At 71.9% G+C, this 15,982-nt stretch carries 11 protein-coding genes and 1 pseudogene; 4 read left to right on the top strand and 8 right to left on the bottom strand.

Going from position 1 to position 15,982, the window contains the following annotated elements:
* The first annotated feature begins 56 nt into the window (after positions 1-56).
* Positions 57-1,347, top strand: a pseudogene (locus tag ACXKR8_RS17490) (citrate synthase).
* Positions 1,348-1,600: 253 nt separating this feature from the next.
* On the opposite strand, the gene ACXKR8_RS17485 reads toward ACXKR8_RS17490, so the two are convergent.
* The 4 genes from ACXKR8_RS17485 to ACXKR8_RS17470 form a co-directional block, all read right to left on the bottom strand.
* A complete protein-coding gene (locus ACXKR8_RS17485) occupies positions 1,601-3,904 on the bottom strand; it encodes a heavy metal translocating P-type ATPase (protein ID WP_458273833.1) in 2,304 nt (767 codons plus the stop codon).
* A gap of 74 nt (positions 3,905-3,978) precedes the next feature.
* Complete coding sequence (locus ACXKR8_RS17480) at positions 3,979-4,242, bottom strand: heavy-metal-associated domain-containing protein (protein WP_458273832.1); 264 nt, start codon at positions 4,240-4,242, stop codon at positions 3,979-3,981.
* A gap of 105 nt (positions 4,243-4,347) precedes the next feature.
* Entirely contained in the window at positions 4,348-5,163 is an 816-nt protein-coding gene (locus ACXKR8_RS17475) for an SGNH/GDSL hydrolase family protein (protein WP_458273831.1), read from the bottom strand.
* Positions 5,164-5,257: 94 nt separating this feature from the next.
* A complete protein-coding gene (locus tag ACXKR8_RS17470; protein ID WP_458273830.1) occupies positions 5,258-6,187 on the bottom strand; it encodes a PrsW family intramembrane metalloprotease in 930 nt (309 codons plus the stop codon).
* Positions 6,188-6,291: 104 nt separating this feature from the next.
* Between ACXKR8_RS17470 and ACXKR8_RS17465 the strand changes: the two genes are divergently transcribed.
* Both ACXKR8_RS17465 and ACXKR8_RS17460 read left to right on the top strand, forming a co-directional pair.
* A complete protein-coding gene (locus ACXKR8_RS17465; protein WP_462100553.1) occupies positions 6,292-7,530 on the top strand; it encodes a PP2C family protein-serine/threonine phosphatase in 1,239 nt (412 codons plus the stop codon).
* Positions 7,531-7,599: 69 nt separating this feature from the next.
* Positions 7,600-7,884 (top strand): GlsB/YeaQ/YmgE family stress response membrane protein, encoded by a 285-nt coding sequence (locus ACXKR8_RS17460; protein ID WP_458273828.1) that lies wholly within the window; start codon positions 7,600-7,602, stop codon positions 7,882-7,884.
* A 58-nt stretch (positions 7,885-7,942) separates the two neighbouring features.
* Here the strand turns inward: ACXKR8_RS17460 and ACXKR8_RS17455 are convergent, their stop codons facing one another.
* From ACXKR8_RS17455 to ACXKR8_RS17445, 3 genes are all read right to left on the bottom strand, one after another.
* Complete coding sequence (locus ACXKR8_RS17455; protein WP_458273827.1) at positions 7,943-8,923, bottom strand: aldo/keto reductase; 981 nt, start codon at positions 8,921-8,923, stop codon at positions 7,943-7,945.
* Positions 8,924-9,015: 92 nt separating this feature from the next.
* Positions 9,016-9,873 carry a MerR family transcriptional regulator gene (locus tag ACXKR8_RS17450; protein ID WP_458273826.1) on the bottom strand — a complete coding sequence of 286 codons (858 nt, stop codon included), beginning with the start codon at positions 9,871-9,873 and terminating at the stop codon, positions 9,016-9,018.
* Between the two features lie 84 nt (positions 9,874-9,957).
* The gene (locus tag ACXKR8_RS17445; protein ID WP_458273825.1) at positions 9,958-11,028 is read right to left on the bottom strand and encodes a hypothetical protein; all 1,071 of its coding nucleotides are present in this window, start codon (positions 11,026-11,028) and stop codon (positions 9,958-9,960) included.
* A gap of 143 nt (positions 11,029-11,171) precedes the next feature.
* Between ACXKR8_RS17445 and ACXKR8_RS17440 the strand changes: the two genes are divergently transcribed.
* Positions 11,172-11,627: a MarR family winged helix-turn-helix transcriptional regulator gene (locus ACXKR8_RS17440; RefSeq protein ID WP_458273824.1), complete on the top strand. Its 456-nt coding sequence runs from the start codon at positions 11,172-11,174 to the stop codon at positions 11,625-11,627.
* Between the two features lie 22 nt (positions 11,628-11,649).
* Here the strand turns inward: ACXKR8_RS17440 and hrpA are convergent, their stop codons facing one another.
* Positions 11,650-15,588, bottom strand: coding sequence for an ATP-dependent RNA helicase HrpA (gene hrpA, locus ACXKR8_RS17435; RefSeq protein WP_462100685.1), 3,939 nt, complete (start codon positions 15,586-15,588; stop codon positions 11,650-11,652).
* Positions 15,589-15,982 lie beyond the last annotated feature (394 nt).

Below are 15,982 nucleotides of genomic sequence, written 5' to 3'. Positions count from 1 at the left end.
AGTGTAGGGAGTCAGGGCACCCCTTGAAGAGGTTCATTTCGCTGGTGAGGGAATACGTGAGCGACAACTCTGTAGTACTCAGCTACCACGGCGACGAGTACGAGTACCCGGTGGTGGACGCCACCGTCGGCAACGCGGGCTTCGACATCTCGAAGCTGCTCAGCCAGACCGGTCTGACCACGCTCGACAACGGCTTCGGCAACACCGCGGCCTGTAAATCGGCGATCACCTACATCGACGGCGACAAGGGGATCCTGCGCTACCGCGGGTACCCGATCGAGCAGATCGCCGAGCAGGGCACCTTCCTGGAGACCGCCCACCTGCTGATCAAGGGCGAGCTCCCGAACGCCGCGGAGCTGACCGCGTTCCAGCGCGACGTCTCCCAGCACACCCTGCTGCACGAGGACGTCAAGCGGTTCTACCAGGGCTTCCCGCGCGACGCCCACCCCATGGCGATGCTGTCGTCCGTGGTCAGCGCGCTGTCCACGTTCTACCAGGACAGCCACAACCCCTTCGACGCCGAGCAGCGCGACCTGTCGGCCATAAGGCTGATCGCCAAGCTGCCGACCATCGCGGCCTACGCGTTCAAGAAGGCCCAGGGCCACCCCTTCGTCTACCCGCGCAACGACCTCGGCTACGTCGAGAACTTCCTGCGGATGACCTTCGCGGTGCCGGCCGAGGACTACGAGCTGAACCCGGTCGTGGTCAACGCCCTGGAGAAGCTGCTGATCCTGCACGCGGACCACGAGCAGAACTGCTCCACCTCCACCGTGCGCATGGTCGGCTCCTCGCAGGCCAACCTGTTCGCCAGCATCTCGGCCGGCATCAACGCGCTCTGGGGCCCGCTGCACGGCGGCGCCAACCAGGCGGTGCTGGAGATGCTCACCGCGATCAAGAACGACGGCGGCGACGTCGACGCCTTCATCCGCAAGGTGAAGAACAAGGAGGACGGGGTGAAGCTGATGGGCTTCGGCCACCGCGTCTAACAAGAGCTTCGACCCGCGCGCCCAGATCATCAAGGGCGCCGCCCACGAGGTCCTGGCCCAGCTGGGCAAGAGCGACGAACTTCTCGACATCGCGCTGAAGCTCGAGGAGCACGCGCTCACCGACGACTACTTCATCTCGCGCAAGCTCTACCCCAACGTGGACTTCTACACCGGCCTGATCTACCGCGCCATGGGCTTCCCGACCAGCATGTTCACCGTGCTGTTCGCGCTCGGTCGGCTGCCGGGCTGGATCGCCCACTGGCAGGAGATGATCACGGACCCGGGCAACAAGATCAGTCGCCCGCGGCAGATCTACACCGGCATCGACACCCGCGACTACGTCGCCCTCGCCCAGCGCTGAATCCAGGCTCCCGACCGGCCTTCAGCGGGCGCTCGGGACCGGCGGAAAAGACGCACGGCGCGGACCGTAGGGGGAGGCCGCTCAACCACCCCCCGGCCGCGCCGTGCGCTTGTCGGCCACCCAGCGACGGAGGCCGACTCGCGGGGTCCGCCGGAACCCCGGTTCACGTGTTGTAACACATAACTGGGGGAGTGAAGTGACGCCGGTCCCCTGTGACTCCGCTCTCATGTCGCAGAGTAGTGCTGACGTGACGTCACCGGAAGCGCCGTAGACGCAGGCTGTTGCTCACCACGAAGACCGAGGAGAAGGCCATCGCCGCTCCCGCGATCATGGGGTTGAGCAGCCCGAACGCCGCCAGCGGCAGCGCCGCGACGTTGTAGCCGAAGGCCCAGAACAGGTTCCCCCTGATGATCCCGAGGGTCCGTCGGGCCAGTCGGATCGCATCTGCCGCCGTCAGCAGATCTCCGCGGACCAGTGTCAGATCCGCGGCCTCGATCGCCGCGTCGGTGCCGGTGCCCATCGCCAGACCGAGGTCCGCCTGCGCCAGCGCGGCGGCGTCGTTGACCCCGTCGCCGACCATCGCGACGGTCCGGCCCTCGGCCTGGAGCCGGCGCACCTCGGCCGCCTTCTGCTCCGGCAGCACCCCGGCGATCACCCGCTCCGGGTCGATGCCGACCTCGCGGGCCACGCCCGCCGCCGCCGCCCGGTTGTCCCCGGTCAGCAGCACCGGGGTGAGCCCCAGCGCGCGCAGCCGGCGGACCGCCTCGGCGCTGCTCGGCCGAACCGTGTCGGAGACCACCAGGACGGCCTGTGCGGCCCCGTCCCAGCCCACGGCGACAGCGGTGCGCCCAGCAGCCTCAGCGGCCTCCCAGGCGGCCTGCAGCGGCCCCGGCAGGTGCTGCGCGTGGTCGGCCAGCAACTGCTCCCGTCCGGCCAGCACGGCGCGGCCCTCGACCACGCCCTGGACGCCGCGTCCGGGGATGTTCCGGAAGTCCTCGACCGGCGGCAGCAGCCCGTCCTCGGCGGCCGCCGCGGCGGCCTCGGCGACGGCGCGGGCGATCGGGTGCTCGGAGGCGTGCTCCAGCGCCCCGGCCAGCCGCAGCGCCTCGGCGGCGGCCGCCGGGGTGCCGGCGACGGTGTGCACCGACAGCAGCGCCATCTGACCGGTCGTCACCGTGCCGGTCTTGTCCAGCACCACCGTGTCCACCGCGCGGGTGGACTCCAGCACCTCGGGGCCGCGGATCAGGATGCCCAGCTGGGCGCCGCGCCCGGTGCCGACCATCAGCGCGGTCGGGGTGGCCAGGCCCAGCGCGCACGGGCAGGCGATGATCAGCACCGCCACGGCGGCGGTGAACGCCTCGGTGGCGCTGCCGCTGACGAGCAGCCAGGTCAGCAGCGTGCCAAGGGAGATGACCAGGACCACCGGGACGAAGACCGCGGAGATCCGGTCCGCCAGCCGTTGCACGGCCGCCTTGCCGTGCTGGGCCTGCTCCACCAGCCGCGCCATCCGCGCCAGTTGGGTGTCCGCGCCGACACCGGTGGCCCGGACCACCAGCCGGCCGCCGGAGTTGACGGTCGCGCCGGTCACCGGATCGCCGGGGGAGACCTCGGTGGGCACCGACTCGCCGGTGAGCAGCGAGGTGTCCACCGCCGAACTGCCCTCGGCGACCACCCCGTCGGTGGCGATCTTCTCGCCCGGGCGGACCACGAACAGATCGCCCACGGCCAGCGCCGAGACCGGCACGCTGACCTCGCGCCCGTCCCGCAGCAGCACGGCCTCCTTGGCGCCCAGGGACAGCAGCGCGTGCAGCGCGGCCCCGGCACTGCGCTTGGCCCTGGCCTCCAGATAGCGGCCGAGCAGCAGAAAGGCGGTGACCCCGGCGGCGGTCTCCAGGTAGAGCGTGGAGCCGGCGTCGGCGGGGCTGAGGGTGAAGGAGAAGCCGTGGGTCATCCCCGGCATCCCCGCGCTGCCCAGGAACAGCGCCCAGGTGGACCAGCCGAAGGCGGCCAGGGTGCCGAGCGAGACCAGGGTGTCCATGGTGGCCGCGCCGTGCCGGAGGTTGGTCCAGGCGGCGCGGTGGAACGGCAGCCCGCCGTAGGCCACCACTGGCCCGGTCAGCGCGAAGGACAGCCACTGCCAGTCGCGGAACTGGAACGCCGGGACCATGGCCAGCAGCACCACCGGGACGCTGAGCACCGCAGTCACCAGCAGCCGCTGCCGCAGCCCGGCCGGCTCGTCGGGGGCGTCCGCCGCCGCCGGGTCGGTCGCCGCGTCGGCCGCCGGCTCGGGACGCGGGGCCTCGGCGGTGTAGCCGGTCCGCTCGACGGTGGCGATCAGATCGTCCACGGTCAGCCCGGGGGCGTAGCTGACGCTGGCCTTCTCGGTGGCGTAGTTGACGGTGGCCTCGACGCCGTCCATCCGGTTGAGCTTCTTCTCGATCCGCGCGGCGCAGGAGGCGCAGGTCATCCCGCCGATGGCCAGCTCGACCCGGGCGGGCGCGGCGCCAGGTCGTGCGGTGGCCGAGCCTGCGGTGGCGGGGGTGGCGGTGCTGCTCATGGCTCTGCTCTCCTCCGTGCGGTTTCCCCTGCCCGGTACCGGCGGCAGGGAGGGGCCGGGCCTTGTGGGGACCGTCAGGCCCGGCCCACCAGCTGGTAGCCGGCCTCGTCCACGGCGGCGCGGACGGCGTCGTCGGGGAGCGGCTGGTCGGAGGCGACGGTGACCGTGCCGGCCTTGGCGTCCGCGCTGACCGCGGTGACGCCGGGGAGGGCGGTGAGCTCCTCGCTCACCGACTTCTCGCAGTGGCCGCAGCTCATGCCGGAGACGGTGAAGACGGCGGTGGACATGACTTCCTCCAGGAGGGTCGTTGCATGGCGTTGCTGCTCTGACAACATCATACCCCTAGGGGGTATTCCCCCGGGATGAGGCAGAGCATGACGGTACAGAGAGTAACGAGCAAGGAGCGATATGCCGCCATTCGTCCCCGGGAAACGCCGTCAAGCTCAACGCAGCGGCAGCAGATCCGGGCGCTTGGCCTCCTGGTGGTCGCCGGAGGACTCCCCGCGCAGCCTGCGGCCGACCCAGGGCAGCAGGTGCTCCCTGGCCCAGTGCAGGTTCTCCCGGCGCAGCTCGGCGGCCGTGTACGCGGGGGCGTCCGGCCACGGCGCCTCCGGGTCCTCGGTCGGCAGGCCGAGGGCGCGGGCGGCGAGCAGCGCGACCCGCCGGTGCCCCTCGGACGACAGGTGCAGCCGGTCCGGGCTCCAGGCCTGCCGGTCCCGGGTGGCCCGGAGCGCCCAGATGTCGGCGACGGCGAGGTCGTGGCGGTCGGCGATGGCGCGCAGATGGGAGTTGTAGGTCGCGATCCGGCCGCGCAGATGCTTCAGCACCGGGGTGTCCCGGGTGTCGAAGCCGGTGCAGATCAGCACCGTCCCGGCGGACTCGCGGAGCCGGACCACGGCCGCCTCGAACCGCTCGGCCACCTCGTCCGGGTCGCTGCCGGGCCGCAGCATGTCATTGCCGCCCGCGGTGAAACTGACCAGGTCGGGACGCATCCGGGCGACCACCGGCACCTGCTCGGCGACGATCTGGTCCAGCAGCCGCCCGCGCACGGCCAGATTGGCGTAGCGGAAGCCTGGCTGCCCGTCCTCGCCGTCCTGCTCGCCCGCGTCGCCCGCGCCGCGTTGTGCCAGCAGCTGGGCCAGCCGGTCCGCCCAGCCGGCGTAACCGCCGTCCGGGGCGGGGTCGTTGAGGCCCTCGGTGAAGCTGTCGCCGAGAGCGACGTAGGAGCCGGGTATCGGAAAGGGTGTCTGCGCAGGCATGGCGGAAATACTTCACCTCATGAAGTGACCTACGCGACCGTAGGTCACCCCCGGCGGTGGTGAGATGGGCCACGGGGCGGCCGGGAATAGGAGTTCAGGGCCGGTAGGCCGCCCAGCCCGGCGGCGGCTGCGGTCCGGTGGTGTGGCCGGCCCGGCGGGCGCTGACGATCAGCACCCGCAGCCAGAGCAGCCCGAGACCGGCGGTGATGACCAGGCCCAGGGTGGAGAACACCGCGAACAGGTCGACCTGGTGCTGGGTCGGATCCGACAGGTAGCCGAGCCGGAACAGCGACCGCTGCCGGTTGTCGGAGGTCGCCTTGGCCACGATCCAGACCGCCAGGCTGTGCGAGCTGTCCCAGAGCGCGTGCAGCGCGGAGACGCCCAGGTAGGTGGCGATGACCGGGGCGTTGAAGCGGAACCGGCCGTCCTTGCGCTCCCGGAACAGCACCCCGCCCAGGATCGCGGTCCACAGCCCGTGGCCGACCGGCGCCAGCACCCCGCGCAGGATCTCGGTGGAGACCAGGTCGCGCAGCGACATGCCGTGCACGGTGAGGACGGCGTTGAAGGAGTAGCCGGCCGTCTCGAACGCGGCGAAGCCGAAGCCCACCGTCGCCCCGAGCACCAGCCCGTGCCGCAGCCCGGTGGCCGGCACCCGCCGGGTGATCAGGATCAGCGCCCAGAGCTTCACCGCCTCCTCGATCAGGCCGACGCCGACATAGACCCACACGGACGAGTCCAGCAGGTAGTACTCCAGCAGCGAGGCGCCGAGCACCCCGATGATCCCGCCGACCGCGAAGCAGGTGATGATCCGGCTCTCGCCGAGGTCGGTGCCGTAGCGCTCGTAGGCCCACACCACGAAGCTGCCCGGCACCAGGAAGCTGCCGAGCAGCACGATGGTGGGCACCAGGTTGGAGTTGCCGGTCCAGTAGGTGATCAGCACGGTCGCGGCCCACAGCCCGAGACCGCTGAAGAACCAGGTCCGCCAGTGCCGGGTGCGGGCCCGGTCGGCGAGGGGACGGGACATGGCGGTGGGCCCTCCTGCAGGCATGGCGGGGTGACGCGCCAGCACTATGTCATGGTTCATCACTTATATGTCGGATATCTGGTGATTCCGATAGATTCGCAGCTGTGAGATGGCGGTACGGCGACCGGGCGGCACACCGCGGCAGCGGTGCCACGTCCAGTCCCGCCATCAGGTACGACTCCGCCGCACTGCTGCAGGCCCGGCTGTGGGTCCGGATGATCGCCCCGATCGGCGCCACCCTGCTGATCGCCGTGGCGGACGTGTTCGCCGGGCGGCAGACCTATCTGGCCTCGCTGATCTCGGTGGTCCCGCCGCTGGCCGCGCTGACGCTCTATCCGCTGGAGGTGGTGGCGACCAGCCTGCTGGGCTTCGGCGTGCTGATCGGCCTCAGCCGCTACGACGGCCTGGACGAGCCCGCCGACGCCCGGCTCTACTACGGCACCCTGATCGCCTTCATCGCGCTCTCCGCCGCCAGTGTGGTGATCTCGCGGCTGCGGATCATCAGGACCAGGCACCTGGTCGCCGTCAGCACCGTCGCCGAGGCCGCCCAGATGGCCCTGCTGCGCCCACCGGGGCCGCAGGTCGGCGACATCCGGCTGGCCGCGCACTATGTCTCCGCCGCCGACTCCGCGAAGATCGGCGGCGACCTCTACGGGGTGCTCGACACCCCGTTCGGCGTACGCGCGATCGTCGGCGACGTCCGCGGCAAGGGCCTGGCAGCGGTCCAGGCAGCCGCCGTGGTGCTGGGCGCGTTCCGGGAGGCCGCCTACGACGAGCACGATCTGGCCGGGGTCGCCCGCAGGCTGGAGGCGAGCGTGCTGCGGCACGTCCCCAGCGGCGAGTTCACCACCGCGCTGCTGGTCGGCTTCCGCGAGCCCGGCCGGGTCGAACTGCTGCACTGCGGCCATGTCGCGCCGCTGCGGATCCGCGCGGACGGGACGGCGGCGGTGCTCGACCCGCCCGACCCCTGGGTCCCGCTCGGTCTGGCCCACCTGGCCGAGGGCGCGCCGACCAGCTGGAGCGTGCCGTTCACCGAGGGCGATGTGCTGCTGCTCTGCACGGACGGGGTGATCGAGGCCAGGCGCGGCGGCGAGGGCCCGTTCTACCCGCTGACCGAGCGGGCGCCCGGGCTGGTCGCGGGCAGCGCGGCCGATCCGGAGGCGGCGGTGGCCCGGGTCTACGCCGACCTGCTCCGGCACACCGGCGGCGGGCTGCGGGACGACGCGGTCCTGCTGCTGCTGCTGGCGCGCGGGGGCGCGGGGGAGGGCGCGGGCGCGGGCGGTGGTGTGGGCGGTGGCGCGGGCGTGGGCGTGGGCGACGGTGAGGCGCACTCACCCGAATAGGGTGCGCCGGGGTGCGCTCCCGATGATGCGGACCGAGGCTTGGCCCAACGTCTAGCCAAGGAGTCCTACATGTTTCAGATCATCTGGATTTTGATCGTGGGTGCCGTGCTGGGCGTCATCGCGAAGATGCTGCTGCCCGGCAAGCAGGCCATCCCGATCTGGCTGACCGTCATCTGCGGTGTGCTGGGCGCGCTGCTCGGCAACTACCTCTCCTCGGTCATCGGCGTCCGCCACACCAGCGGCATCGACTGGATCCGGCACCTGCTGCAGCTGATCGGCGCACTGGTGGTGGTGGGCGCGGGCGCGGCGGTCTGGCCGAAGGTGCGCGGCGGCAGCACCGCCGGCCGGAGCTGACCCACACGTCAGGGCCCGGTGCGGAGCAGCTCCGCACCTGGCCCTGACCGGCTCAGGCTCAGTACCTGGTGCCGGTGGGCGCCGGGAGGGCGTCCAGCTGCGCCAGGTCGTCCGCGGTCAGCGCCACCTCGGCCGCGCCGGCGTTGTCGACCAGGTACTTCGGCGTCTTGGTGCCCGGGATCGGCACCACGTACCGGCCCTGCGCCAGCACCCAGGCCAGGGCGATCTGGGCCGGGGTCGCGCCGTGCCGCTCGGCGATCGTGCGGACCGCCTGCACCAGGGCCTGGTTGGCGGCCAGCGCGTCGGCCTGGAACCGGGGCAGGGTGCGGCGCCAGTCGTCGGCCGGGAGGTCGTCGACGGAGCTGATGCTGCCGGTCAGGAAGCCCCGTCCGAGCGGCGAGAACGGCAGGAAGGCGATGCCCTCGCGCTCGCAGTACGGCAGCACCTCGGCCAGCGCGTCCCTGGTCCACAGCGACAGCTCGGACTGGACCGAGGCCACCAGGTGCACCGCCTGGGCCCGGGCAATCTCCTCGACCGACACCTCGGACAGGCCGATCTGCAGCGCCTTTCCAGCCGTCACGGCCTCGGCCAGCGCGCCCCAGGTCTCCTCGATCGGGACGTCCGGATCCACCCGGTGCAGCTGGTAGAGGTCCACCCGATCGGTGCGGAGCCGGCCCAGGCTGGCGTCGATGGCCGCGCGGACATGCTCGGGGCGGCCGTTCCTGACCAGCTCGGCGCCGGAGCTGAGGGTGCCGCCGTCGAAGGTCAGCCCGACCTTGGTCGCCAGCACCACGCGGTCGCGCAGACTGCCGCCCGGGGCCTCGGCCAGCGCCCTGCCGACCAGTTCCTCATTGGTGAACGGGCCGTAGACGTCGGAGGTGTCGATCAGCGTCACGCCGAGGTCGACCGCCTGCCGCACGACGTCGGCGGACACCGCGTCGTCCCGGCCCTCCGGGTCGTAGGCATGGGTCATCCCCATGCAGCCGAGTCCGATGGCGCCGACCTGCGGGCCCTTGCTGCCGAGTGTGGTGGTGCGCATGGTCGCTGCTCTCCCTGGTCGGTGCTCGCCTGACAGCTACACCCTGCCCCTTGGAGTGCGCTCGAAGTCAAGCCGCGGCTTGGAGGACCCTCTTATTGCGCGAACGGGAAGGCGATGTCGCAGACCTCGTCGTTCGGGCCCGCCGTGTCCCAGTCGGTGAAGTAGACCTCGCGCGGGGAGTCGCTGCCCTGCTTGCCCTGGCCGGCGAGCCACTGGCCGACCGCGTCAAAGGCGGAGAGGATCTGCGGGAACTCGACCTGGGCCTTGCTGATCCTGGTGTACGCCTCGCGGTGGGCGGGCTCCTCGCGCAGCGCCACCTGGGCGGTGTCCGCGCCAGCCGGGAGGTTGACCGGGACGCAGATCTCCACCGGGCCGTCGCTGTCCTCGTTGACCTCGCCGTGGTAGATCGCCAGACCGGGGCCCGCCATGCCGCCGAACCGCTCGGCGGTCGTGATCAGCCGGCCCATCGCCTCGCTGATGAAGCGCGGCAGGTCGGCGACGCCGACATGGCGCTGCTCGGTCAGGACCTGCTGGGCCGGGACGTCTCGTACCTCGATGGTGAACATCTTGGATTCTCCTGCTTCTGCTGGGTTGCCGGACAGTTGCGCCGACAGGTGCAGCGCCAGCCAGCGCTGCCCGGCGGTCCGCCGTTCCACGCTGTCCCAGTACGCCCGTACCAGCCCCGCCGCCTCCGCCGCCGGGGCGGCGGTGATCGCCGCGACCTGGGTCAGCGGCATGTCCAGCCGCCGCAGCCTCGCGATCAGCCGTGCCGTCGCGAGCTGGCCCTCCCGGTAGCGGCGGTAGCCGCTGTCGGGGTCCACATCGGCCGGGACCAGCAGCCCCTGCCGGTCGTACAGCCGCAGGGCCTTCTGGGAGAGCCGGGAGCGGCGGGCGAACACGCCGATGCTGAGCAGCGGTTCCCCCGGCCGGGGCGGCGGAGTGGGGTGCATGGTGCTTGCGCCTTCCTGTCGTGGCCCCAGCCTCGGGCCTGCCCCAGGGACAGGGTCAAGGGCCGAAGTGAGTTGTTCAGTCGTTCAGCGCAGGCGGAGGGTGGGCGCCCCGCGCCTGGCCGGGAAGAGGGCGAGGTGGAGGCTGGCGCCGCTCTCGTCGGAGCTGCCGAGGTCGTAGCAAGCGAAGGGCAGCCCCGCGGCGGCGGCCAGCGCGGCCACCTCATGCCGCCTGAAGCCGGTCGCGGGCAGCTTGACCAGGTACTTCCCCTGGGCGTCCAGCAGCATCAGCACATCCAGCGGGCCGTACTCGCGGCTCTCCGCCACCTGCACCAGCTCGGCGGCGTCCTCGATCGGCACCCGGAGGTGGCGGCGGCGGGCGTCGGTGAAGAACAGGGCCCGGCCGTCCCAGCTGATGGCGCCGTGCTCCTGCCAGCCGGGGAACCGGGGTTCGGCGCGGGCCTCGGACCGGATGCCCCGGCCGCGGGTCGGCGAGACCGGACGGATCGTCAGCGGCTCGCCCGGCAGCGGGTCGGGCATGCGGGCGAACACCGGGCGGGGGCGGCCGAGCCAGCCCGCGTCGGGATCGTAGCCGGGCGCGGGGCGCTGGTCCTCGGGGGTGCGCCGGAAGCGCCTGGGCCGGGCCAGCGCCTCCTCCATCGCGCCGAGCAGGGCGCTGCGCCGGATCGGGGCCGGATACAGCCGCCAGAGCGGGACGTCCAGCAGTCCGGGGATCGGCGCGAGCAGGAACAGCCAGAGGGTGACGTTGCCGCAGAGGTCGGCCGTGTTCGAGTAGAGGGCGGCCTGCAGGACCGGCCCGTGGTCCCGCCGCCAGCCCCAGTAGGCGCAGGTGATCAGCGCGAAGGAGGAGAGGAACAGCAGCACGATCGAGGCCCGCCAGCAGATCCGGCGGTGCCGGCGGCGTCGGCGCAGGCCCTCCGGCAGGGCGGAGGCCGGGGCGCGCCAGACCGGCCAGCTGAGGGCCAGCAGCCAGAACGGGAGCGCGGAGACCAGGGAGAGGGTGCCGGTGGGGCTGTCGCCGGTGGCCGGGAGGAAGATCACCACCCCGATGGCGATCAGGGTGACGGTGCCGGCCCAGCCCAGTTGCCGCCGCCGGCGGCCCCGGCCGACGGTGATCACGTTCCAGCTGCTTCCCACGTCAGGCTCCCCCCACCGTTGATGGTGCAGGGAGATTATCGGTCCGGTGCCGGGCATGCACACGGCGGGCAGGGGTTCGGCCTCCGGTTCCGCGTCGACCTAAATCATTGATGATGTCAAGTTGTTGCAGTAGGCTCGGCGGTATGAACAGCATTCCCGCGTCCGCCGTCGTGCCGAGCAAGGCGAGCCTCATCGAGGAGTTCGCCGCCATCGGGAACGCCTACTTCCAGGACTTCGCCGCCGTCGCCGCGCGGCACGGACTGACGTCCGTGCAGGCCAAGGCGCTCGCGGTGCTGGTGCGCAAGCCGCTGCCGATGCGCGGGATCGCCGAGCAGCTGGTCTGCGACGCCTCCAATGTGACCGGTCTGGTGGACCGTCTCGAGGTCCGCGGCCTGGTCCGGCGCGAGGTCAGCGCCAGCGACCGGCGGATCAAGATCGTCCTGGCGACCGAGGCCGGCGAGGCCGCGATCCGCGCCGTCCGCGCCGACATGCAGACCACGCACCAGGCGCTGGACCTGCTCAGCGACGAGGAGCGGGTGGTGCTGTTCGGGCTGCTGACGCGGCTGCGGCCGGTGCTGGAGGCACCGGCCGAGCGCTGATCCCACTGAGCACCTGGGCCCGTCAGCCCTTGATCGCGTCGATCGCCCGCAGGATGCGCTGCTCGGACACCGCGTAGGGGGTGCCCAGCGGCTGCGCCCAGAGGCTGACCCGCAGCTCCTCCAGCATCCAGCGGATCTGGACGGTGCCCTCCTCGTCCATCCGGTCCGGCGGCAGCACCGCCAGCAGCTCGTCGTAGGCGTCCCGCATCCGCAGCATCACGCTGGTGCGGTCGCGGTCGCGGTGCGGGTCGTCCGGGAGCTTCACCAGCCGGCGTTCGATCGCCTTGAGGTAGCGCAGCAGGTCCGGCAGCCGGCGGTGGCCCGTCTCGGCGACGAAGCCCGGGTGGATCAGCTCGGCCAGCTGGGCCCGGACATCGGTGATGCCGGTGAGCATGGCCAGGCTGTTGCCGATGGTCTTCAGCCGCTCGGCCACCCGGTGGTTCACCGCCAGGATGTTGGCGGTCTTCACCACGGTGTCGGCGGTGACGTCGTAGAGGTCGGCGCGGACCGCGTCGCGCAGCCGCCGGTACGACGCCTCGTCCCAGACCGGGCCGCCCGCGTCGGCGATCAGTTTGTCGGCCGCCGCCGTCAGGCAGTCCGCGAACAGCGCCTCGGTGCTGCCGTGCGGGCTGGCGGCCAGGGCGAGCTTGGCGCCGTTGCCGAGGCGTCCCTGGATCGAGTTGATCGGGGAGGGGAGGCCGAGCAGCAGCAGTCGCCTGGTCCCGGCGAGCATCGCCCGCTGCTGCGCCCGCGGGGTGTCCAGCAGCCGGACCGAGACGGTCGCGCCGTCGTCCACCAGCGCCGGATAGCCCTTCACGGTCTGGGTGCCGCGCTTCTGCGCGAAGACGTCCGGCAGCTCGCCGATGGTCCAGTCGGTCAGGCCGCGCTTCTCCAGGCCGCCGGCCGCCTCGGCGATCGCGGCCTGGGTCCGGGTCTTGAGGTCCAGCTTGAGCGTGTCCAGATCCTTGGACTCGCCCAGCTTGCGGTTCTTGTCGTCCACCACCCGGAAGGTGATCCGCAGGTGGTCCGGGACGGCGTCCAGGGCCCAGCTGTCGCGCGGGACCGGGATGCCGCGGAGCCGGTGCAGCTGCCACTCCAGCAGCTCCACCAGCGGTTTGTCCTCGGTGGACGCGGTGGCGGGGTCGCGCTGGCCCAGGCCCTGCATCAGCCGCTTGGCGTAGTCGGGCGCCGGTACGAAGTTGCGGCGCAGCGCCTTGGGCAGCGACCGGATCAGCGCCGTCACCAGGTCCTCGCGCAGGCCGGGGATCTGCCAGTCGAAGCCGGTCGCCCGGACCTGGTTCAGCAGGGCCAGCGGGATGTGGACGGTTACCCCGTCGGCCTCCGCGCCCGGTTCGAACTGGTACGTCAGCGGCAGCTCGATGTCGCCCTGCCGCCAGACCGAGGGGTAGTCGCGTTCGGTGACCGTCGCCGCGTTGTCGTTGACCAGCAGCTCGGGGGTGAAGGTCAGCAGCTCGGGGCGGGTGCGGTGGGTCTTCTTCCACCAGCTGTCGAAGTGCGCGCCGGAGACGATGTCGGAGGCGATCCGCTGGTCGTAGAAGTCGAACAGGGTCTCCTCGTCGACCAGGATGTCGCGGCGGCGGGCCCGGTTCTCCAGCTCCTCGACCTCGTCCAGCAGCTTGCGGTTGTCATGGAAGAAGCGGTGGTGGGTGCGCCACTCGCCCTCGACCAGGGCGCGCCGGATGAACAGCTCGCGGGACAGCTCCGGATCGATCGCGCCATAGCCGACCTTGCGCTGGGCGACCAGGGTCACCCCGTAGAGGGTGACCTTCTCGAAGGCGACGACCTGGCCCCGGTCCTTCTCCCAGTGCGGCTCGCTGTAGCTGCGTTTCAGCAGGTGGGCGGCCTGCTCCTCGATCCACTCGGGCTCGACCTTGGCGGCGATCCTGGCCCACAGCCGGGAGGTCTCCACCAGCTCGGCGGCGATCACCCAGCGCGGCGTCTTCTTGAAGAGCGCGGAGCCCGGGAAGATCGCGAACTTGGCGCTGCGGGCGCCGAAGTACTCCTGCTTCTCGGCGTCCTTGAGGCCGATGTGCGACAGCAGCCCGGCCAGCAGCGAGCGGTGCACGGCGTCGCCGTCCACCTCGTCGGCGGGGTGGCCGATATTGATGTCGAGCGACTTGGCCACCTGGCGCAGCTGCGCGTCGATGTCCTGCCATTCGCGTATCCGCAGGTAGTTCAGGAACTCCGACTTGCACATCCGGCGGAACTGGCTGGAGGACAGCTCCTTCTGCTGGTCCTTCAGATAGCGCCAGAGGTTGAGGTAGGTGAGGAAGTCCGAGGTCGGATCGGTGAAGCGGGCGTGCAGCTGGTCGGCGTGCGCCCGCTTCTCGACCGGGCGCTCGCGCGGGTCCTGGATCGACAGTGCGGCGGTGATCACCATCACTTCGCGGACCACGCCGTGCTTCTCGGCCTCCAGCACCATCCGGGCGAGGCGCGGGTCCACCGGGAGCGCGGAGAGCTTGCGGCCGAGCGGGGTGAGCGTGTTGACCTTGGTGTTGGTCACCAGCGCGCCGAGCTCCTGGAGCAGGTCCACGCCGTCCTTGACGTTGCGGCGGTCCGGCGGCTCCAGGAACGGGAACGCGCCGATGTCGCCGAGCCCGGCGGCGGTCATCTGCAGGATGACCGAGGCCAGGTTGGTGCGCAGGATCTCCGGGTCGGTGAACTCGGGACGGGAGAGGAAGTCCTCCTCCGAGTACAGCCGGATGCAGATGCCGTCGGACGTACGGCCGCAGCGGCCCTTCCGCTGGTTGGCGCTGGCCTGCGAGACCGCCTCGATCGGCAGCCGCTGGACCTTGGTGCGATGGCTGTAGCGGGAGATGCGGGCGGTGCCGGGGTCGATCACGTAGCGGATGCCGGGGACGGTGAGACTGGTCTCGGCGACGTTGGTGGCCAGGACGATCCGGCGGCCGGTGTGGGACTGGAAGACGCGGTGCTGCTCGGCGGAGGAGAGCCGGGCGTAGAGCGGGATCACCTCGGTGAGGCGGAGGTTCTGCTTCTCCAGCGCGTCGGCGGTGTCCCGGATCTCGCGCTCGCCGGAGAGGAACACCAGGATGTCGCCGGTGCCCTCCTTGCTCAGCTCGTCGACCGCGTCGCAGATGGCCTGCACCTGGTCGCGGTCGCGGTCGATCGCGTCCGGCTCCTCCGCGCCCTCCTCGCCTTCCTCGATCACCGGGCGGTAGCGGACCTCGACCGGGAAGGTCCGTCCGGACACCTCGATGATCGGGGCGGCCTCGCCGCTGCGGGCGTCGGTGAAGTGCTCGGCGAAGCGCTCCGGGTCGATGGTCGCGGAGGTGATCACCAGCTTGAGGTCGGGACGCTTCGGCAGCAGCTGCTTGAGGTAGCCGAGGATGAAGTCGATGTTGAGGCTGCGCTCGTGCGCCTCGTCGATGATCAGCGTGTCGTACTGGCGCAGCCGCCGGTCGTTCTGGATCTCGGCGAGGAGGATGCCGTCGGTCATCACCTTGACGGCCGTGTCCGGGCCGACCTGGTCGGTGAAGCGGACCTTCCAGCCGACGGTCTCGCCCAGCTCGGTGCCCAGCTCCTCCGCGACGCGCTCGGCGACGGTACGGGCGGCGATCCGGCGGGGCTGGGTGTGCCCGATCAGGCCGCGGACGCCGCGGCCCAGCTCCAGGCAGATCTTGGGGATCTGGGTGGTCTTTCCCGACCCGGTCTCACCGGCGATGATCACGACCTGGTGGTCCCTGATCGCGGCCAGGATGTCCTCGCGGCGGGCGCTGACCGGCAGCGACTCCGGGTAGGTCGGGGTCGGGATCGAGGCGCGGCGGTTCTCGACCCGGAGCTCGGCGGCCTCGATCTCGGCGGCGAGGGCCGCTTGGGCGCGGTCGCGTTTTTCCGGCTCGCGCAGCTTGCGCAGGCCTTCGAGGCGGCGGCCCAGGCGTTCCTCGTCGCGGAGGGTGAGCGTCTGCAGGCGGGCTACCAGGTCGGAGAGGGGGGTGGCCGTGCCCTGCGGCGCGGGGTCCGTCGCGGGGGTGGGGGTGGGGGCGGGGGCGGTGGCGTCGGCGGTGGCGGTGGCGGTGGCGGTGGCGGCGTCGGCGGGTGCGTCGGCGGTGGCGGCGCGGGTTCGGCCACGCCCACGGCCGCGGGCGCGGGTGCCTTCGGCGGCGGTACGGGTGCCTTCTGCGCGCTCGGCGCGTGCACCGCGCTCCCTGCCTGCGGAGTGCACGGCGGAACCATCAGGGGTGGGCTCGGCGGAACCACCGGCGGTGGGCTCCGGGCCTGCGCCGGCCTCGGCGGGGGTGCGGGTCGCGTCGCCACGACCACCGCCTCGGCGTCCGCGTCCACCTCGCGCGCGGCGCGGCCGCGCCGGGTCCGGG

Source organism: Streptacidiphilus sp. PAMC 29251, from assembly GCF_054208735.2.
The sequence above is the reverse complement of the archived record's forward strand: the minus strand, read 5'-3'. Positions and strand labels throughout refer to the sequence as shown.